The organism is Tabrizicola flagellatus (assembly GCF_008271465.1).
Taxonomy (GTDB): domain Bacteria; phylum Pseudomonadota; class Alphaproteobacteria; order Rhodobacterales; family Rhodobacteraceae; genus Tabrizicola; species Tabrizicola flagellata.
Genome location: NZ_VMDU01000013.1, coordinates 23,255 through 41,464, shown reverse-complemented (window position 1 = coordinate 41,464; position 18,210 = coordinate 23,255). Strand labels below are relative to the sequence as shown.

Annotated in this window: 18 protein-coding genes; 10 read left to right on the top strand and 8 right to left on the bottom strand. The window is 67.8% G+C overall.

Annotated elements, in window-relative coordinates; translation table 11 throughout:
* The first annotated feature begins 15 nt into the window (after positions 1–15).
* From FL625_RS14575 to FL625_RS14565, 3 genes are all read left to right on the top strand, one after another.
* A complete protein-coding gene (locus FL625_RS14575; protein WP_160147787.1) occupies positions 16–627 on the top strand; it encodes a TetR/AcrR family transcriptional regulator in 612 nt (203 codons plus the stop codon).
* The gene (locus FL625_RS14570; protein WP_149589406.1) at positions 624–1,517 is read left to right on the top strand and encodes an endonuclease/exonuclease/phosphatase family protein; all 894 of its coding nucleotides are present in this window, start codon (positions 624–626) and stop codon (positions 1,515–1,517) included. Before FL625_RS14575 ends, FL625_RS14570 begins: the two co-directional genes overlap by 4 nt.
* Positions 1,518–1,619: 102 nt before the next feature.
* Complete coding sequence (locus FL625_RS14565) at positions 1,620–1,955, top strand: hypothetical protein (protein ID WP_149589405.1); 336 nt, start codon at positions 1,620–1,622, stop codon at positions 1,953–1,955.
* Positions 1,956–2,001: 46 nt separating this feature from the next.
* Here FL625_RS14565 and dddP read toward each other — a convergent pair whose 3' ends face one another.
* Positions 2,002–3,336, bottom strand: coding sequence for a dimethylsulfonioproprionate lyase DddP (gene dddP, locus FL625_RS14560; protein ID WP_149589404.1), 1,335 nt, complete (start codon positions 3,334–3,336; stop codon positions 2,002–2,004).
* A gap of 133 nt (positions 3,337–3,469) precedes the next feature.
* Here dddP and FL625_RS14555 point away from each other — a divergent pair, with 133 nt between their 5' ends.
* The 3 genes from FL625_RS14555 to FL625_RS14545 are packed head-to-tail and all read left to right on the top strand — an operon-like array spanning position 3,470 to position 5,723.
* Entirely contained in the window at positions 3,470–4,255 is a 786-nt protein-coding gene (locus FL625_RS14555) for a heme-dependent oxidative N-demethylase family protein (protein ID WP_235019427.1), read from the top strand.
* Complete coding sequence (locus FL625_RS14550; protein WP_149589402.1) at positions 4,252–4,860, top strand: NAD(P)H-dependent oxidoreductase; 609 nt, start codon at positions 4,252–4,254, stop codon at positions 4,858–4,860. Before FL625_RS14555 ends, FL625_RS14550 begins: the two co-directional genes overlap by 4 nt.
* The gene (locus tag FL625_RS14545; protein ID WP_149589401.1) at positions 4,848–5,723 is read left to right on the top strand and encodes an alpha/beta hydrolase; all 876 of its coding nucleotides are present in this window, start codon (positions 4,848–4,850) and stop codon (positions 5,721–5,723) included. The genes FL625_RS14550 and FL625_RS14545 overlap by 13 nt, the downstream gene beginning before the upstream one ends.
* A 188-nt stretch (positions 5,724–5,911) precedes the next feature.
* On the opposite strand, the gene FL625_RS14540 is transcribed toward FL625_RS14545, so the two are convergent.
* The 3 genes from FL625_RS14540 to FL625_RS14530 form a co-directional block, all read right to left on the bottom strand.
* Positions 5,912–6,667, bottom strand: a complete 756-nt coding sequence (locus FL625_RS14540; protein WP_149589400.1) for a hypothetical protein — start codon at positions 6,665–6,667, stop codon at positions 5,912–5,914.
* 175 nt (positions 6,668–6,842) lie between these two features.
* Positions 6,843–8,252 carry a type I glutamate--ammonia ligase gene (glnA, locus tag FL625_RS14535; protein WP_149589399.1) on the bottom strand — a complete coding sequence of 470 codons (1,410 nt, stop codon included), beginning with the start codon at positions 8,250–8,252 and terminating at the stop codon, positions 6,843–6,845.
* A gap of 93 nt (positions 8,253–8,345) precedes the next feature.
* A complete protein-coding gene (locus FL625_RS14530) occupies positions 8,346–8,684 on the bottom strand; it encodes a P-II family nitrogen regulator (RefSeq protein WP_103255696.1) in 339 nt (112 codons plus the stop codon).
* A gap of 168 nt (positions 8,685–8,852) precedes the next feature.
* Here FL625_RS14530 and FL625_RS18410 point away from each other — a divergent pair, with 168 nt between their 5' ends.
* Complete coding sequence (locus FL625_RS18410) at positions 8,853–10,559, top strand: NAD(P)H-hydrate epimerase (protein WP_235019426.1); 1,707 nt, start codon at positions 8,853–8,855, stop codon at positions 10,557–10,559.
* A gap of 38 nt (positions 10,560–10,597) precedes the next feature.
* Here FL625_RS18410 and FL625_RS14515 read toward each other — a convergent pair whose 3' ends face one another.
* A complete protein-coding gene (locus FL625_RS14515) occupies positions 10,598–11,029 on the bottom strand; it encodes an Lrp/AsnC family transcriptional regulator (protein ID WP_128516412.1) in 432 nt (143 codons plus the stop codon).
* A 214-nt stretch (positions 11,030–11,243) separates the two neighbouring features.
* Between FL625_RS14515 and FL625_RS14510 the strand changes: the two genes are divergently transcribed.
* From FL625_RS14510 to aguB, 3 genes are all read left to right on the top strand, one after another.
* Positions 11,244–12,389, top strand: coding sequence for a type III PLP-dependent enzyme (locus tag FL625_RS14510; RefSeq protein WP_149589398.1), 1,146 nt, complete (start codon positions 11,244–11,246; stop codon positions 12,387–12,389).
* A 186-nt stretch (positions 12,390–12,575) separates the two neighbouring features.
* Positions 12,576–13,619, top strand: a complete 1,044-nt coding sequence (locus tag FL625_RS14505) for a T6SS phospholipase effector Tle1-like catalytic domain-containing protein (protein WP_235019425.1) — start codon at positions 12,576–12,578, stop codon at positions 13,617–13,619.
* A 30-nt stretch (positions 13,620–13,649) separates the two neighbouring features.
* Entirely contained in the window at positions 13,650–14,522 is an 873-nt protein-coding gene (gene aguB, locus FL625_RS14500) for an N-carbamoylputrescine amidase (protein WP_149589397.1), read from the top strand.
* Between the two features lie 74 nt (positions 14,523–14,596).
* On the opposite strand, the gene FL625_RS14495 is transcribed toward aguB, so the two are convergent.
* From FL625_RS14495 to gltX, 3 genes are all read right to left on the bottom strand, one after another.
* Positions 14,597–15,220: an alternative oxidase gene (locus tag FL625_RS14495; protein WP_149589396.1), complete on the bottom strand. Its 624-nt coding sequence runs from the start codon at positions 15,218–15,220 to the stop codon at positions 14,597–14,599.
* 135 nt (positions 15,221–15,355) lie between these two features.
* Complete coding sequence (gene gltA, locus FL625_RS14490; protein WP_149589395.1) at positions 15,356–16,645, bottom strand: citrate synthase; 1,290 nt, start codon at positions 16,643–16,645, stop codon at positions 15,356–15,358.
* Positions 16,646–16,741: 96 nt separating this feature from the next.
* The gene (gene gltX / locus FL625_RS14485) at positions 16,742–18,142 is read right to left on the bottom strand and encodes a glutamate--tRNA ligase (RefSeq protein WP_149589394.1); all 1,401 of its coding nucleotides are present in this window, start codon (positions 18,140–18,142) and stop codon (positions 16,742–16,744) included.
* Between the last annotated feature and the right edge of the window lie 68 nt (positions 18,143–18,210).

Below are 18,210 nucleotides of genomic sequence, written 5' to 3'. Positions count from 1 at the left end.
GCGTATGTCTGGCGCATGGGCAAGGCCGTTCCCAAGTCCAGGCTGGGCCGCACCGATTGGGTGCTGGCGGGGTTCCGGGCGCTGGTGCGCGGCGGGATCGCGGCGGTTCGCGTCGAGCCGCTGGCGCGGGACCTGAATGCGACGAAGGGCTCTTTCTATTGGCATTTCAAGGATTTGCCTGATCTTCATCAGGCCATGCTTGACCTTTGGGAAGGTTTGGCCACCAGCGCGATCACCGCGCATGTCCGGCAATCGGGGCTCGATCCGATGGGCCAGCTGATGCTTCTGGTGGACATGGTCTCGATCCGGCCGGGCGAGGCCTTCGGTGGGGTCGAGATCGAGCCGGCGCTGCGCGACTGGGGCCGCAGCGATCCCCGCGCGCGGGCGGTCGTCGAGCGGGTGGATCGCCAACGCTTGTCCGACCTGGCCGGGTTCCTGCGTGCGGTCGGTCTGGAAGAATCCGAACTGTTGCCAAGGGCACAACTCATTTATGCCGCAGTGATCGGCCTAGAAAGCCTGAGGCTGACCACCGGACAGGACATGGCCCCGCCACTCCGGTCCCTGGTGGTGCAGCTGGCAGGACAGCATGGGGCGTCGGGCCGGACGAGTGCGACGAGGCAGGAATGAGTTACGATAGCGGGACCTGGCCGAGGCTGATCGGGTTGGCGCTGGGGCTGGCGATCCTGGCCCTGGCCGGGGGATATCTGGGATGGTTGCATCCGCTGGGCGATTCGCTGGCGGTCGGGCGCGGTCTGGCCGCAGCCGCGATCCTGATCCTGGCGGTATTCGCCAGTTTTGCCGGCCTGCGGATGGCGGCGTTCGTCGCGATGCTGCTGGCCATGCTCTGCGGGGGGCAGGTGCTGCTGGCCTATACCTGGCCCGGCCTGACCGGGCGCTATTCCGTCTATCAGAAGAACCTTCTTTACCGGAATGCCGAGCTTTCCGCGCTCGAAGCCGACATCCGGGCCGCCAACGCCCAGATCGTGACGCTGCAGGAGGTTTCCGAGCCGAACCTTGCGCTGCTGGCCGCGCTGCGGGACGCCTATCCCCACCAGCAGGTCTGCCCTGGGCGCGTGGTGGGCGGCCCGGCGATCCTGACGCGGCTGACCCCGGTCCCGGGCACGGCCTTCTGCGGCCCCGGGCTGGCGGCGATGCAGGTGGTCGCCGGGGTCGAGGGGCAGGACCGGTTCTGGCTGGTCTCGCTGCACCTGCATTGGCCCTGGCCCTATGCCCAGGCCGATCATGTCGAGCTTCTGCTGCCGATCCTCGACCGGTTGCAGGGGCCGGCGATCGTCGGGGGCGATTTCAACATGGTGCGCTGGGCGAACTCGGTCACCCGGCTGGCCGATATCCTCCAGCTCCGGCCGGCCGGCCCGACCTTCGGCACCTTCATCGGCTGGGGCGACCTTCTGCGGTTGCCGATCGACCATGTCCTCGCACCCAGGGGCGGACGGGTCAGCCCGCGCGATGCGCTCGGCTCGGATCATCTCGGCCTGCTGGCGCAAGTCGAGATCTGAGCCGCCCGGTCGGCGCGGCAGATCCGGGGTTCACCGAGTCGTGAGTGGTCTTGCGGGTCGGGTTTGGCGACTTTCGCCGCTGCAACGGATGAAGGCGTGCCGATGCGGATCCTGCTGCTGACACTCTGCCTTGCGCTGCCGGCCACCGCCGAGGAGTGGCAAGCACTGGATGCTGCCGGGATCTCGGCGGCGCTCTCGGCGCGGGTGCTGCGGTATGACGACGGCAGCACGCAGAACTTCTTCCGGGACGGGCGCAGCCTGCGCGAGGCGGCGGACGGCACCCGCTGGGGCAGTTGGTGGGTGGACGGGAACCAGGTCTGCCTGCTCTGGCCGCCCTCGGTCACGCCCGACTGCATGACGGTCGCGGCGCGCCGGATCGACCTGCGCTTCACCGCGCCGGATGGCGAGGTGCGGATCGCGCGCTACGTCGATCTCTGAGTCCGCCCATCCCGACGAGAAGCCGAAGGCGCACGAGGAGGCGCGGTCAACCCATCAGCCGCGGATCGAAGGGATAGGTCGTCAGCGTCTCGCAGCCGGTCTCGGTGATCAGCACCTGGTCCTCCAGCTTGATCGAGAAATCGCCCCCTTCCGGCGAGACCAGCGCCTCGACGCAAAGCACCATGCCGGGTTCCAGCGCCGCATCGAAGGCGCCGGGGATCCAGCCGTCGGGGTAGTGGACATAGGGCCATTCGTCGCAAAGCCCGACCCCGTGCATCTTGCAGCTGTATTTCTGCGCCCAGTATTGCGGCGCCAGCTGGTGGCCCTGCATCACCAGTTCCTCGATCGTCACGCCCGGCTTCAGCCGCGCCTTGTGGTCGGCGATATGGTCGAGCGCATGGTGGAAGGCGGAAACCATGGCGTTCGAGGGCCGTGCCTCGCCCAGCCACCAGGTGCGGCTGATGTCGATGCAGAAACCGTAACAGCCGATCAGGTCGGTGTCGAAGGCGAGGATCTCGTTCTCCTGCACGATCCGCGGCCCGCATTCCTGGAACCACGGGTTCGTCCGGGGCCCCGAGGCCAGCAGCCGCGTCTCGATCCATTCGCCCCCGCGCCGGATGTTGGCGGCATGCAGTTCCGCCCAGATCGCATCCTCGCTGACCCCGCCCTTCGGCACGTTCTCGCGCGCGAAGGCCTCCATCTCCCGGATGCCGGCCTCGCAGGCATGATGCGCACAGCGCATCGCCAGGATCTCGTCCGGCGTCTTGACGGCGCGGACCCGCTCCGTCACCTCCTCGCCTTCCTCGACGGTGAACCCCGCCGCCTCCAAAGCCCGCAGCCCGTGGACCATGATCTTGTCCACCGCCAGCCGCCGGTTCGTCCCCGCATGCGCCCGCATCACTTCATCGACCTGCGCGGCGAACCCCGTCGCCGCCTCCGCCCCCCGGTCGCCGGTCGAGTTGTAGAAGAAGGTCGCGCCCGATCGCAGCTCCTTCACCAGCGGGTTGAAGGTCACGAGGAAGGGCGAGTTCTTGTATTCCCACATCACCATGTGGCCATCGGCGCAGATCAGGCACGCCCGGAACGGGTTGTGCGTGTTCCACAGCTGCATGTTCGTCGTGTCGGTCGCATAGCGGATGTTCAGCGGGTCGAACATGAGGAGCCCGCCGTAGTCCCGCGCCACGATCCCCGCGACCAGCCTTTGCCAGCGGTCGTGCCGCATCCGCCCCAGATCGGGCAAGTGCAGCCCCGCCGCCTCCCATTCGCGGAAGGCCAGTTGCGTCGGCCCGATCTCCACCCGGTCGTTGTCGTTGGGCGTTCCGTCGCCCAGCCGCGCCCCGCGCGAGGGGTCGATCTTCCGGCGGTCGCGGTGATAGTCCATCGGCCCCTCCCGTTTCCGCCAGCTTGCCCCGCCGGCACGGCCCCGCCTAGGCCAGGGGCGACGCGCAAGGTCGCAAATGTGTTGGTTGCAGCCGCGCCCCGCCCGTGGTCAAAAGCGGGCCATGGCCGACCCGATGCAAGACCAGCCCATCCTGCAGGACCGCCTCCCGCACCTGCCGTGGATCGACCCGCGCACCCGCCGCCTGCCCGGCATCCTGCCGGTCGAGGGCCGCGACTGGCTGCGCCTCGACGAGGCCTATGGCCCCCAGATGGCGCTCCGCGACCGGCTGATCGCGGCGCAACCCGACATCGTCCACGCCCTCCTGCCTTCGGCGCGCCCGGCCGCCGACGAGCTTTACCGGACCGTCCTCGACTGGCTCCGCGCCGCCCCCGGCTTCACCCTGACCGACGACAGCGTCACCCGCCCCGACGGCGTGACCGTGCCGCTCGACCCCGACCAACCGCTCCTGACCCTCGGCCGCCTCGTGCAGGAAGACCTCTGCCTGATGGAGCCGCAGGGCGCGGAATATGCACTGACCGGGGCGATCCTGTGCTTTCCGGCCTCGTGGAGCCTCGCGCAGAAGATCGGCCGCCCGCTGACCGGCATCCACGACCCGGTCCCGGTCTATGATGCCGACCTCGCCCGCCGTGTCGCGCGGCTGTTCGATGCGATCCGGCCCGAACAGCCGCTCTGGCGGATGAACTACCTGACCTACGACGATTTCGTCCTGCACCAGCCCCGCATCGAGGGCGACAGGCGCCCGCAGCCCACCGACCACGTCTATATCCGCTGCGAACGCCAGTGCCTGATGCGCCTTCCGGTGACGCGGGCGGTGGTCTTCACCATCCACACCTATGTCGTGGACGCCGCCACCGTCACGCCCGAGGAACTGGCCGCACTCCGCGAGGCGGTGCATTGACCCGCGCGCTTCTCGTCACCGCGCATCCCCTGGCGCAAAGCCTGACCGCGCGCCTTGCCGCAAGGGTCGAGGCCGAGGCCCGCGCCGCCGGCTGGCAGCTTTCCCGCCGCGATCTCTACGACGGCTTCGACCCGGTCCTGACCCCCGCCGAACGCGCCGCCTATTACGCCACCCCCGCCCCGACGCTCGAGGAGGACAAGCGCGCGCTCGCCGAGGCGCAAGTGCTGATCCTGGTCTTTCCGACCTGGTGGTTCGGCTTTCCGGCGATCCTCAAGGGCTGGTTCGACCGGGTCTGGGCGCCGGGCACGGCCTACGACCATTCCCCCGGCTTCGGCCCGATGCTGCCGCGCCTCCACAGCCTGCGCGAGGTGCTGGCCGTCACCACGATGGGTGCGCCGGCCTGGATCGACTGGCTGGTGCTGCGCCGCCCGGTCCGCCGCATCCTGCGGCTCGCCATCCTCAAACCCTGCGCGCCCAAGGCCCGGCTGACCTGGCGCGCGCTCTACGGCGCCGAGGCCGTGGCCGAGCCCCGCCTCGCGCGGTTCGAGACCCGCCTCGCCGCCGACCTGACCCGCATCGCACGGAGGCTGACATGCCCGGACTGATCCGCAGGACCCTTCTGATCGGCGGCGCGGCCGCGGCGGCGGGGGGGCTCGCGCTCTGGCGCTGGGGCGGCCCCCGTGCGACCGAGATCGCCTATGGCAGGGATCCGCTCCAGACCTTCGATCTGACCCTGCCCGGCGGGCGCGGGCCGGCGCCGGTGCTGGTCATGTATCACGGCGGAGCCTTCCGCGCGGGCGACAAGACCGACCTTGCGGTCTGGCCGGAACTGCTCGACTCCGGCATCGCCGTGGTGCGGGTCAACTACCGCCTTTCGGGCACGGCGAAATGGCCGGCCCAGGGCGACGACTGCCTTGCCGCCATCGTGCACCTGCAACGCCAGGGCGCGGCGCTGGGGCTTGATCCTTCCCGCATCGTGCTGATGGGCCAGTCGGCCGGGGCCTTCCTCGCCGTCTCGACCGCGCTCAGCCTCGTCGAGGTGGGCCTCAGCCCGCGCGGGGTGGTCAGCCTCTATGGGCCGATGGATTTCTCGACCATGGACCAGGACATGAAGACCCTGGGCCGCACGCCGCAGATGGGGCCGACCGATGCCGCCGACAGCGCGGAAAGCCAGCTCCTGGGCTTTGCCGTGGGCGAAAACCGCGCGGCGGCGCGGGCCATGGGGCCGGTCGGGCGGCTCGCGCAACTGCGCGAACCCCTGCCGCCGATCCTGATCCGGCACGGCGACGCCGATCCGCTGATCGCCGACCTCCAGGCCAAGCGCCTGCGCGAGGCCTGGGTCGCCGCCGATCCCGCCGCGCGGATCGACTACAAGCTCGTCCCCGGTGCCGGCCACGGCGGCGAAGCCTTCGAGACCGACCCCGTCCGCGCCGAGACCCTCGCCTTCATCCGGCAGGCGCTGGCCTGATCTTCCCTCATCCCGGCACTTGCCCTTGTCCAAAGACTCGCGGAGGGTAGCCGAACGGTTTCGCCACCGGTTCGAGAAACCGGTCGGCCTGGGGGCGAAGCGCCCCCGACGGCCGAGCCGGTTGGCCGCAGGCCGGAGGCGAGACACGATCTTGCGCCGCAGGCGCTCCGCCCTGCACCTGCCGGTCGTCAGTCCTCGCGCCCGATCGTCTTGAGGTCGCGCCCCCCGGCCCAGAGCCAGAGCGCGCGGCCGAGGCCGTAGGGCAGGGCAAGCCCGGTCGCCGCCCAGCCGGTCAGCCAGCCTGCGACCTGCACCACTCCCTCGGCCACCGGGCCGCGCGGGGCGGGGGGCGCTTGCGGCCCTGGCACGGGTGCAGGTCGGGCCTCGGCGCGGGGCAGGGGGCTGCCCCCGATCTCGCCCCGGATTGCCGCCAGCGGGTCCTCCGCCGCGGCCGGGTCGGTCGGCTCGGGCAGGACCACGGGGGCAACCTCGTTCGGCATGGCCTCCGGCTTGGCGACTGGCCGCGCTCGCTCGGGCAGGGCCGGAGCGGGTGCGGGCGCGGCCCCCTGGTCCCAGAGATGCGGCGCGATCTCGGCCACCAGCGCATTGCCGCGCGGGATGTCGCGGTCGGCCGTGGCGCTGGCATGGGCGAAGGTCGCGGCCAGATTGGCGATCCAGGCCGCGACCCGCAGGTGCGAGGGGACGAAGCGTTCCGCCCGGCCCAGCTTGCCGGCCGGGATGCGGCCGCGGCCGGCCTTCACGTTCACCGCCGCCCGCCGCAGCCCGCGCGCGGCGCCGGCCGTCAGCCCCGCCACCGCCGTGCGCGACAGGTGCAGCCCCGCCCGGCCAAGCGCGCGCAGGTCGAAGGGCGGACGCTGCCCGCCCGAGGCCCAGATCTCGGGTCGTCCCCTTTCCCCGCGCCTGTCCGAGGGTTCCCGTGCCATCGCCGCCCCGCCTGCTTCCGCGCCGCAGGTTAGCCGCGCCGATCCTGCTTTCCAAGCCGTTAATGTCCGCACAGTAATCCAGCTTTTGCAAGCACTTGACCTGTGTGTCCCGCTTGGACTCACATGAAAAAGGGCGCCCTCGGGGGCGCCCTTTTCCCTTCACTGTCCCCAGGTCTCAGCAGGAATAGTACAGCTGATACTCGACCGGGTGGGGGGTATGCTCGTAGGCATAGACCTCTTCCCACTTCAGCGCCATGTAGGCCTCCAGCTGGTCGCGGGTGAACACATCGCCCACCAGCAGGAAGTCCATGTCCTTCTCCAGCTCTTCCAGCGCCTCGCGCAGGCTGCCGCAGACGGTCGGGATCTGCGCCAGTTCTTCCGGCGGCAGGTCGTAAAGGTCCTTGTCCGAGGCCGGGCCGGGGTCGATCTTGTTCTTGATGCCGTCAAGGCCGGCCATCAGGAGCGCCGCGAAGGCCAGGTACGGGTTCGCCGACGGATCGGGGAAGCGGGCCTCGACACGCTTGGCCTTCGGGCTTTCGGTCCACGGGATCCGCACGCAACCCGACCGGTTGCGGGCCGAATAGGCGCGCAGCACGGGGGCCTCGAAGCCAGGGATCAGGCGCTTGTAGCTGTTGGTGCCGGGGTTGGTCAGCGCGTTCAGGGCCTTCGCGTGCTTCAGGATGCCGCCGATGAACCAAAGCGCCTCCTGGCTCAGGTCGGCATACTTGTCGCCGGCGAACAAGGGTTTGCCGCCCTTCCAGATCGACATGTTGACGTGCATGCCGCTGCCGTTGTCGCCCTTCATCGGCTTCGGCATGAAGGTCACGGTCTTGCCGTAGGCGTGGGCCACGTTGTGGATGACGTACTTGTATTTCTGGATGTTGTCGGCCTGTTCGACCAGCCCGCCGAAGATCATGCCCAGCTCGTGCTGGCAGGTTGCGACCTCGTGGTGGTGCTTGTCCACCTTCATGCCCATCCGCTTCATGGTCGAGAGCATCTCGCTGCGGATGTCCTGGGCCTCGTCGATCGGGTTGACCGGGAAGTAGCCGCCCTTGTGGCCCGCGCGGTGGCCGTAGTTGCCGCCCTCGGTCACCGTGTCGGTGTTCCAGGCGGCGGCCTCGGCGTCGATCTCGTAGGCCACCTTGCGGGGCGTCACCGAGTATCGCACGTCGTCGAAGATGAAGAACTCGGCCTCGGGGCCGAAATAGGCCGCGTCACCGATGCCGGAGGATTTCAGGTAGGCTTCCGCCTTCAGCGCGGTCTGGCGCGGGCAACGGCTGTAGGCCTCGCCGGTGTCGGGCTCGACCACGTTGCAATGCACGGCCATGGTCTTTTCGGCGTAGAACGGGTCGATATAGACCGAGGCCGCGTCCGGGATCAGCTTCATGTCGGACTGGTCGATCGACTTCCAGCCCGCGATCGACGAGCCGTCGAACATGAAGCCTTCCTCGAAGAAGTCCTCGTCCACCAGGTCCGCGACCAGCGTGACGTGCTGGAGCTTGCCCTTCGGGTCGGTAAAGCGGATGTCGACGTATTCGACTTCCTCGTCCTTCATCAGTTTCAGAGCTTTCGCAACTGCGCTCATCATGCTGCCTTTCGGTTGGGTTTCGGTTTGGGCCTTGCGGCCCGATTCTGATCAAGCCAAAGAATTTTCAAAGAAAATTCCTGGGCTGCCGCGTCAGACGGCATCGTCTCCGGTCTCGCCGGTGCGGATGCGGATGGCTTGTTCGACTGGCGTGACGAAGATCTTGCCGTCGCCGATCTTGTCGGTGCGGGCGGCTGCGATGATCGCCTGGACGGCGGTGTCCACCATGTCGTCGGTCAGGACGACCTCGATCTTCACCTTGGGCAGGAAGTCCACGACATATTCGGCGCCGCGATAGAGTTCCGTGTGGCCCTTCTGCCGGCCGAACCCCTTGACCTCGGTCACCGAAAGACCCTGGATGCCCGCCTCCTGAAGCGCCTCCTTCACCTCGTCAAGCTTGAACGGCTTGATGATCGCTTCGACTTTCTTCATGGGCTGGCTCCCCCGGTACGTCCTTGCTCCTCTGACCACTTCCCCATGGGAGGGGCAATGTGACAGGGTTTCCTTGCGGGCGGATCCACGGGGATTCCCATTCTTCTGCCCAATAATTGTGCAACTCGCCTGTCTGGCGGGCAGTTTGAAAACTGTGGTGAGCAAGAAATGACCGAACTCCTGACCGCTGCACAAATGCGGGCCATCGAACAGGCGGTGATTGCCAGTGGAGATGTCACGGGCCTCGAATTGATGGAACGTGCGGGAAAGGGCGTGGTCGAGGCGATCTTCGAGGAATGGCCGGAGTTGAAGGCAACCTCGCACCGGGCGGTGGTCCTCTGCGGGCCGGGCAACAACGGCGGCGACGGGTTCGTCGTGGCGCGGCTGCTCAGGGAATGGGGCTGGGAGGTGGAGGTCTTCCTCTACGGCGACCCGGAGCGGCTGCCGCCGGACGCAAGGGTGAATTGCGAGCGGTGGCGGGGGATGGGGGAGGTGCGGCCGCTGCAGAACGATTCGCTGCCCGCATGGGCCGAAGGCACGGCTCTCGTGGTGGATGCCCTGTTCGGCATCGGTCTGACGCGCCCCTTCGAGGATCTGGATGCGGTTCAGGGCGAACTGAACTGGTGGCGATCGGCCAGCCGCACGGGGGAAACCCCGCGTGTCGTGGCAGTGGATGTTCCAAGCGGGCTTTGCGCCGACAGCGGGCGCTATCCGGACAGCGCTGCTGGCAATCCGCTGGACGACCGGGTCGTGGCGAACCTGACGGTGACCTTCCAGACGCCGAAGCCCGGCCACTACCTTGGGGTCGGCCCCCGGGCCTGCGAGCGGTTGCGGGTGGTGCCCCTGGGCCTCGCCGCTGATGCAGGCGTGACGCTGATCGAGCGGCCGACGGCGACCGCGCGGCTTAGCAAGGCAACCGGGCACAAATATGCCTACGGCCACGCCCTCGTCCTCTCCGGCCCCTCCGGTCGGGGCGGGGCGGCGCGGCTGGCGGCGCGGGGGGCGCTGCGGATCGGGGCGGGACTGGTGACGGTGGGGTGTCCTCCCGAGGCCATACCGGAGAACGCCGCGCGGCTGGATGCGGTGATGCTGCGGGCGGTCGCGGATGGGCTGATGCTGGAGGAGGCGCTGGAGGACAAGCGGATCAATGCGCTGTGCGTAGGGCCGGGGTTGGGGATCGATGCGCGGGCCAGGGAGGTGGTGGCGGTTGCGCTGGGTATTCCGGCCGGGAGCCCCCCACCCCCATCCCCTCCCCACGAGGGGGAGGGGAGCGGCAAAGGTCAGGCGTCCCGCACAGACGGTGACGGTGACGCGCTTCCCCTCCCCCTCGTGGGGAGGGGAGAGGGGAGGGGGGCCCCGTCCTCCGAAAGACGCCATCTGGTCCTAGATGCCGATGCCCTCACCATCCTGTCCCAACACCCCGACCTCTTCGCCGCCCTGCACGAGGGATGCGTCCTGACCCCCCATGCCGGGGAGTTCGCCCGCCTCTTCCCCGACATCGCCGAAAAGCTCGCCGCCCCCGCCACCAAGGGCCCCGCCTATTCCAAGGTCGATGCCACGCGGGCGGCCGCCGGGCGCGCGGGCTGCGTGGTCCTCTTCAAAGGGCCCGATACGGTGATCGCCGACCCCTCGGGGCGCTGCGCCATCAACTCCGCCCACTACGAACGGGCAGCACCCTGGCTGGCCACCGCAGGGTCGGGCGATGTGCTTGCGGGGTTCATCACCGGGCTGCTGGCGCGGGGGGTCTCGCCCTTCGACGCCGCCTGCACCGGGGCCTGGCTGCATGTGGAGTGCGCGCTGTCCTTCGGGCCGGGGCTGATCGCCGAGGACCTGCCGGAAGAACTGCCGAAGGTATTCCGGGCGTTGGGGGTGTAGGGTGGGGTTCAACCCCACCTTACGATTACACCCTACGCCTAAACCGCCCGGTCGATCTTGGTCGAGAGGTGGATCAGGCTCTCCGACGCCCGGACCCCGGTCATGGCACCAATCTGGTCCAGCACCGAATCGAGCACCTGGGTGTTGGGGCAGGCGACCTGCACCAGAAAGTCGAAGCGGCCGGAGGTGGTGAACACCCGCTCGATCTCGGCAATCGACTTCAGCCGGGCGAGGACCGCCGCCTGCGAGCGCGGCTCGATGGTCAAGAGGACCGAGGCGCGCAGCCGGCCCTCCCGCGCGGCCTCGCCCAGTTTCAGCGTGTAGCCCGCGATCACGCCCGAGGTCTCCAGCCGCTCCAGCCGGGCCTGGATCGTCGACCGGGCGACCTTCAACCGGCGCGAGAGGGTCGCCACCGAAACCCGCGCGTCGGCCGAGAGCAGCCCGATGATGTTGCGATCCAGTTCGTCCATGCAATCTGCCGTCCTTTTCGTCATTATAACGACGGAATGGCGCATTTATATAGTTTTGTTCGGTGAAGTTGTAACCCATATGCGGCATCCTCGATTGCAGGAAAAGGGCGGCTCATACGCACCTGGCCTGGTTCACTTGAAACCACGCTGGTGCCCGGTCCCACAGCTGCACGGGGAAGGGCGAAGCGTCTTGTTGGCAAAGGGAAATACGCCGATGGGACTCTCCAAGACAATCTGGACAAACCCGACTGACTTTCTGAAGAAGCAGGCGCCGGAAAACCCCGTGCTGTTCTTCGCGCCCTCGGCCGCACAGGCGGCGGCGCGCCGGTTCATCGACGGCTTCCCGGGCATGGTGACCTATGCCGTGAAGTCGAACCCCGGCGAGGAAATGATCGAGAATCTTGCGGCGGCGGGCGTGCGCGGCTTCGATTGCGCCTCGCCCTTCGAGATCGACCTGATCCGCCGTCTCGTGCCGGACGCGGCGATCCACTACAACAACCCGGTGCGCGCGCGGCACGAGATCGCCCATGCGGTGACGCGGGGCGTGAAGTCCTACAGCGTCGATTCGAAGTCGGAACTGCAGAAGCTGATCGAGATGGTCCCGGTCGAGGGCACCGAGATCAGCGTGCGCTTCAAGCTGCCGGTGGCGGGCGCGGCCTACAACTTCGGCGCCAAGTTCGGTGCGACGGTGGAACTGGCGACCGAACTCCTCAAGATCGTGGCCGAGGCGGGCTACATCCCCTCGATCACCTTCCACCCGGGCACCCAGTGCATCGATCCCCACGCCTGGGAATCCTACATCCGCGAGGCGGCGAACATCGCCAAGGCAGCCGGCGTGAAGATCGCGCGGCTGAACGTGGGCGGGGGCTTCCCCTCGCACCGGCTGGCCGCGGTGGTGCCGCAACTGGAAGAGACCTTCCAGCTGATCGACCGGGTGACGACCGAGGCCTTCGGCGCCGACCGTCCCGCGCTGGTCTGCGAACCCGGCCGGGCGCTCTGCGGCGACGCCTTCGCGCTGGCCGCGCGAGTCAAGGCGCTGCGCGACGGGACGCATGTCTTCCTGAACGACGGCGTCTATGGCTCCCTGACCGAACTGCCGATGATCGGCGTGATCGACCGGATCGAGGTGCTGTCGCCCACCGGCGAAAAGCGCACGGGTGAGGCGATCCCCCGCATCGTCTTCGGGCCGACCTGCGATTCGGTGGACCGGCTTCCGGGGGAAATCCCGCTGCCCGCCGACCTTCAGGAAGGCGATTTCGTCGTCTGGCAGGGTATGGGGTCCTATTCGACGGTCACCAACACCCGCTTCAACGGCTTTGGCGAGTTGCAGATGGCAACGGTCCTCAGCCTGAAGCTCTGACTGTTTGAAATTCCTGTGAAATCCTGACGCCCGGCTGGACCACGGTCCGCCGGGCGTCTAGCCTTGTGGGAAGGGAATCTCAACCGCTTGCCGCGCCATCATGTTCCGGCGCCAGACACAAGGAGACCCGCCACGCGCCTTCTGGACCGCCTCCGCAGCTTTTTCCGCCGCACGGTCGAGCCCGAGGTGGAACCGGCCCCCGCGCCTGCGCCGGGACGGCAGCGGGGCGTGGTCGATCATGTGATCATCCTCGATGGCACCCTGTCCAGCCTGGAGCCGGGGCGCGAGGCGAACCCTGGCATCCTGTTCCGGCTGTTGCAGGAGATGGGAACCCACGCCAACCGGCGGCTCTATTACGAGCCGGGGATGCAGTGGGAGGGCTGGTTGCGCGGCGTGGCGATCCTCGAGGGACGCGGAATCGCCCCGCAGATCCGCCGCGCCTATGGCTGGCTGGCCTCCGGCTATCGCCCTGGCGACCGGATCTTCCTGTTCGGATACTCGCGTGGGGCCTTCGCGGTGCGCTCGCTTGCGGGGGTGATCGACCGGGTGGGCCTGCTGCGCCGGGAACATGCCACCGAACGCGCGGTGCGCCTGGCCTGGCGGCATTACGAACGCGGCGCGGACAGCCCGGCCGCCGAGGCCTTCGCGCGGCGCTTCTGCCATGGCGAGGCGCCGATCCAGATGGTCGGGGTCTGGGACACCGTGAAGGCACTGGGCCTGCGGCTTCCGTTCTTCTGGATGTTCGCGGCGGACCGCCATGCCTTCCACAGCCATCAGCTCGGCCCCTCGATCCGTCACGGCTATCACGCCCTTGCCTTGCACGAGACGCGCGAGGCCTTTGCGCCGGTGCTCTGGGAATGTCCCCCCGGCTGGGAAGGCAACGTGGAACAGGTCTGGTTCCGCGGCGCGCATGGCGACATCGGCGGACAGATCGGGGACTTTCAGGCCGCGCGGCCCCTGGCGAACATCCCGCTGGTCTGGATGCTGGACCGGGCAGAGGCCCTGGGGCTGGCGCTGCCCGAGGGCTGGCGCGCGCGCTTTCCCTGCGACCCCGAGGCGCCGATGGTCGGGACATGGCGCAGCTGGGGCAAATGGTTCCTGCTGCGGCGCCGGCGCCGGGTCGGCCGCGACCGGTCGGAACGCCTGCATCCCACGGCAGTCGCGACCGCAGGCAAGCGTTGGCCTGTCCAGAGCGGAATCGGGCTTCAAGCCGCCCCGCCAGAGACTTAGGGTAAGACGCATCTGCCCGGAGGACACCCCATGCGTCACGTTACCCTTGCCGCCACCCAGTTCGCCTGCAGCTGGGATCTGCCCCTGAACCTCGAGTCTGCTGAACGTGCGATCCGGGCGGCCGCCGCGAAGGGCGCGCAGGTCATCCTGGTGCAGGAACTGTTCGAAGCGCCCTACTTCTGCATCGAGGAGCGGCCGGAATACTTTCGCCTCGCCCGCCCGGCCGAGGGCCACCCGCTGATCGCGCATTTCAGCGCGCTCGCGCGCGAGCTTGGCGTGGTGCTGCCGTGTTCGTTCTTCGAGAAGGCGGGGCAGGCGCATTTCAACTCCTGCGCCATGATCGACGCGGACGGTCGCGTGCTGGGGGTCTACCGGAAAAGCCACATCCCGCAGGGGCCGGGCTACGAGGAAAAGTTCTACTTCTCGCCCGGCGATACCGGCTTTCGGGTCTGGGACACGGCCTTCGGGCGAATCGGGGTGGGCATCTGCTGGGACCAGTGGTTTCCCGAAGCCGCGCGCGCCATGGCGCTGATGGGGGCCGAGATGCTGCTTTACCCCACCGCCATCGGGTCCGAGCCGCCCGCTCCCGATCACGACAGCCAGCCGCACTGGGAAGCGGTGATGCGCGGCCATGCCGGGGCGAACATCATGCCGGTCGTGGCATCGAACCGCATCGGCCGCGAGGTGGCGCCGGGGGGCCGGGAAGTGACCTTCTATGGCTCGAGCTTCATCGCCGGACACATGGGGCAAATTCTGGCCCGGGCCTCGCGCGACCGGGAAGAGGTGCTGACCGCCACCGTGGATCTGGAGGCGATCGCCGAGCTTCGCGCCAGCTGGGGCCTGTTCCGCGACCGGCGGCCCGAACTTTACCGGGCCGTCGGGACGCTGGACGGGCGGGGCTAGGCTCATCGCTCCGCTTTCGCCTCGCTCCTCGCCAGCGAAGACCGAAGCGCAGGCGAAGGCGAAGGGACGAGCGGTCAGGCGGCCTTCAGCTCGTCGGCCATCTGGTGATTGCGGTCGCGGTGCCCGGCCTCGTCGGCGCGGACGGCGATGACCACGTCGCGCAGCCGCGCGCCCTTGCCGAGGTTCCAGTAGTCGATGGCGATCTGCGGGGCGGGCATGTTCTCGACCTTGCCGGCGTCGATCTGCTCCAGATACTGGGTGTAGCTGACCACCGCCTCCTCTTCGAGATAACCGACGATCCGGTGCGCGATGCGGGGGGTGAAGAGATACAGCCAGAAATAGGCGTTATAGAAGATTGCCTGCCCCAGCATGATGATCCCGCGTTCCAGCCGCGAGGGCTGCGCGACGTGAATGAAGGTCATCAGGTGCATGCGTTCGTTGTCGGCCTCGTCCAGAAGCTCCTTGATCCAGCCCTGGTCGTCGCGGATGTGCCGCAGCGCCTTCAGGTGCTGGAGCAGGCCGCCGACCATGCCGGGAACGGCGGCGACGGTTTCCAGCACGACCGCGCGGTGGCCATAGCGTTTCGAGAAGAAGGCGTCGGCGAACAGGCGCATGAACTTGACGGTCCGCAGCGCGACCCGGTCGCCAAGGGTGACAGGCGCGTGGTGCGCGGTCAGGTTAGGGTAGGTGTCCTTCATGGTGAAACTCCGCAGGGAAAGAACCCTCCGGATGTGGGTTGTTCCTGACGGAAATCATCGGTCATGCCCTGCGACCTGTCGGCGCACGAAAAGGCCGCCCGAAGGCGGCCTGTCCGTCCGTCGCTGCCCCGCGCCTCAGCGGTGGCGCAAATCGACGTAGTCGCGCTTTGCCGGGCCGATGTAGAGCTGCCGCGGACGACCGATCTTCTGGTTCTTGTCGGCGATCATCTCTTTCCACTGGCTGATCCAGCCCACCGTGCGGCTGATCGCGAAGATCGGGGTGAACATCGAGGTCGGGAAGCCCATCGCCTCGAGGATGATGCCCGAATAGAAATCGACGTTCGGGTAGAGCTTCTTGGCGACGAAGTATTCGTCCTCCAGCGCAATGCGCTCCAGTTCCTTGGCGACCTGGAGAAGCGGGTTGTTCTCGATGCCGAGCAGTCCGAGCACCTCGTCGGCGCTCTCCTTCATCACCTTGGCGCGCGGGTCGAAATTCTTGTAGACCCGGTGGCCGAAACCCATCAGCCGGAAGCCGGAATTCTTGTCCTTGGCCTTGGCGATGTATTCCGGGATGCGGTCGACGGTGCCGATCTCCTTCAGCATCTCCAGGCAGGCCTGGTTCGCCCCGCCATGCGCCGGGCCCCAGAGACAGGCGATGCCGGCCGCGATGCAGGCGAAGGGGTTCGCGCCCGACGACCCCGCCAGCCGCACCGTGGAGGTCGAGGCGTTCTGCTCGTGGTCTGCATGGAGCATCATGATGCGATCCATCGCCTTTTCCAGAACAGGGCTGACCACATAATCCTCGGCCGGGACGGCAAAGCACATGTGCAGGAAGTTGCCCGCGTAGGACAGCGCGTTCTTGGGATAGACGAAGGGCTGGCCGACCGAATACTTGTAGGCCATCGCGGCGATGGTCGGCAGTTTCGCGATCATGCGGATCGCGGCGACCTCGCGCTGCCAGGGATCGTTGATGTCGGTCGAATCGTGGTAGAAGGCCGCCATCGCGCCCACCACGCCCACCATCGTGGCCATCGGATGCGCGTCGCGGCGGAAGCCGCGGAAGAAATAGTGCATCTGTTCGTGCACCATCGTGTGCTTGGTCACGCGCTGCGTGAAGTCGGCAAGCTGGGCGGCGGTCGGCAGTTCGCCGTAGAGCAGCAGATAGCAGACCTCGAGATGGGTCGATTTTTCGGCAAGCTGTTCGATGGGGTAGCCGCGATACAGCAGTTCACCCTGATCACCGTCGATATAGGTGATGGCGCTTTCGCAGGATGCCGTCGAGGTGAAGCCGGGATCGAAGGTGAAGACGCCCGCCTCGCCGTAAAGCTTGCGGATGTCCAGCACGTCGGGGCCGAGGGTGGGTTTGTGGACCGGAAGGTCGTAGGTCTTCCCGTCCAGTTCCAGTTTTGCAACTTTGTCCGACATGGTTCTCCCCGGTGATGGAGGTCGCACCCGGCACCGGGCGCGGCCATTGGCTATCCTGCACCCCGGTCGGGGCGGCTTCAAGGCCGGGGGGCGGGGTCAGCCCGCCGCATCCTCCAGCCGGTGAACGGTTTCATCTCGACCGATGACGAGCATCATGTCGTAAACCGACGGTGTAACAGTTCTCCCCGCAAGTGCGGCCCGCAACGGCGCTGCCAGCTTGCCGAAACCGATGCCGTTCTCCTCGGCAACCGCGGTCAGGATCGGCTCCAGCGCATCCTTTGTCCAGCTAGCATTTTGCAGTCGCGGCGTCAACGATTTCAGTATACCACGGGATACCGTATCCAGCGCCTCGGCCGCCTTGGGTTCGGGTCGGATGGGGCGCTCGGCCAGAAGAAAAGCCGCCTTTTCCATGAGTTCCGGGAAGGTCTTCACGGATTTCTTCAGGAAGGGCAGCGCGGCCATCATACGGGCTTCCTGTGTCGCCGACAGCGGCTCGCGCCCCGAGACGGAGAGGAAGGCCTTCAGTTCATGCAGCAGTGCGGCATCATCGGCCATCGCCATGTGATGCCCGCAGGTGTTCTCCAGCTTCTTGAAGTCCAGCCGGGCGGGCGCGCGGCCGATGCCCTTCAGGTCGAACATCTTCATCGCCTCTTCCGAGGTGAAGATCTCCGCGTCGCCATGCGCCCAGCCAAGCCGCGTCAGGTAGTTGCGCATCCCCGCCGCCGGGTAGCCCATCGCCTGATACTCCTCGACCCCGGTCGCGCCATGGCGCTTGGACAGCTTCTTGCCGTCCGGCCCGTGGATCAGCGGGATATGCGCCCAGACCGGTACCTCCCAGCCCATCGCGTCATAGACCATCTGCTGCCGCGCCGCGTTGTTCAGGTGGTCGTCGCCGCGGATCACATGGGTTACGCCCATGTCGTGATCGTCCACCACCACCGCGAGCATGTAGACCGGCGTGCCGTCGCTGCGCAGGACGATCATGTCATCCAGCGTCTCGTTCCGGATCACTACGCGGCCTTGCACCTGGTCGTCGATCACCGTCTCGCCGGTGCGGGGGGCCTTCATGCGGATGACATAGGGCGCGCCTTCGGGATGCGTGGCGGGATCGGCGTCGCGCCAGGGCGACAGGAACACGGGATACCGCCCCGCGGCCTCTTCCGCCTTGCGGAAGGCCGCGATTTCCTCCTGCGTCGAGAAGCACTTGTAGGCCGTTCCTCGCGCGAGCATCTCATGCGCGACCTCGGCGTGGCGGTCACGGCGGGCGAACTGGCTGACCACCTCGCCGTCCCAGTCGAGGCCCAGCCAGGTGAGGCCCCGCAGGATCGCCGCTGTCGCCTCGGGGGTCGAGCGTTCGCGGTCGGTGTCCTCGATCCGAAGGAAGAACTTGCCTCCGCGCCCGCGCGCATAAAGCCAGTTGAACAGCGCCGTCCGCCCGCCGCCGATGTGCAGGTAGCCCGTGGGCGAAGGCGCAAAGCGGGTGACGACCTGAGACATGACGGGATTAACCTTTCGGAAACCATGGCGGGCGTAGGATCGCTGCCGGGTTTAGGCAATCGCGGGGT

Coding starts and splice junctions, on each gene's coding strand:
- FL625_RS14575 (WP_160147787.1), top strand. CDS start 16: ATGGGCAAGGCCGTTCCCAAGTCCAGGCTGGGCCGCACCGATTGGGTG.
- FL625_RS14570 (WP_149589406.1), top strand. CDS start 624: ATGAGTTACGATAGCGGGACCTGGCCGAGGCTGATCGGGTTGGCGCTG.
- FL625_RS14565 (WP_149589405.1), top strand. CDS start 1,620: ATGCGGATCCTGCTGCTGACACTCTGCCTTGCGCTGCCGGCCACCGCC.
- dddP (WP_149589404.1), bottom strand. CDS start 3,336: ATGGACTATCACCGCGACCGCCGGAAGATCGACCCCTCGCGCGGGGCG.
- FL625_RS14555 (WP_235019427.1), top strand. CDS start 3,470: ATGCAAGACCAGCCCATCCTGCAGGACCGCCTCCCGCACCTGCCGTGG.
- FL625_RS14545 (WP_149589401.1), top strand. CDS start 4,848: ATGCCCGGACTGATCCGCAGGACCCTTCTGATCGGCGGCGCGGCCGCG.
- FL625_RS14540 (WP_149589400.1), bottom strand. CDS start 6,667: ATGGCACGGGAACCCTCGGACAGGCGCGGGGAAAGGGGACGACCCGAG.
- glnA (WP_149589399.1), bottom strand. CDS start 8,252: ATGAGCGCAGTTGCGAAAGCTCTGAAACTGATGAAGGACGAGGAAGTC.
- FL625_RS14530 (WP_103255696.1), bottom strand. CDS start 8,684: ATGAAGAAAGTCGAAGCGATCATCAAGCCGTTCAAGCTTGACGAGGTG.
- FL625_RS18410 (WP_235019426.1), top strand. CDS start 8,853: ATGACCGAACTCCTGACCGCTGCACAAATGCGGGCCATCGAACAGGCG.
- FL625_RS14515 (WP_128516412.1), bottom strand. CDS start 11,029: ATGGACGAACTGGATCGCAACATCATCGGGCTGCTCTCGGCCGACGCG.
- FL625_RS14510 (WP_149589398.1), top strand. CDS start 11,244: ATGGGACTCTCCAAGACAATCTGGACAAACCCGACTGACTTTCTGAAG.
- aguB (WP_149589397.1), top strand. CDS start 13,650: ATGCGTCACGTTACCCTTGCCGCCACCCAGTTCGCCTGCAGCTGGGAT.
- FL625_RS14495 (WP_149589396.1), bottom strand. CDS start 15,220: ATGAAGGACACCTACCCTAACCTGACCGCGCACCACGCGCCTGTCACC.
- gltA (WP_149589395.1), bottom strand. CDS start 16,645: ATGTCGGACAAAGTTGCAAAACTGGAACTGGACGGGAAGACCTACGAC.
- gltX (WP_149589394.1), bottom strand. CDS start 18,142: ATGTCTCAGGTCGTCACCCGCTTTGCGCCTTCGCCCACGGGCTACCTG.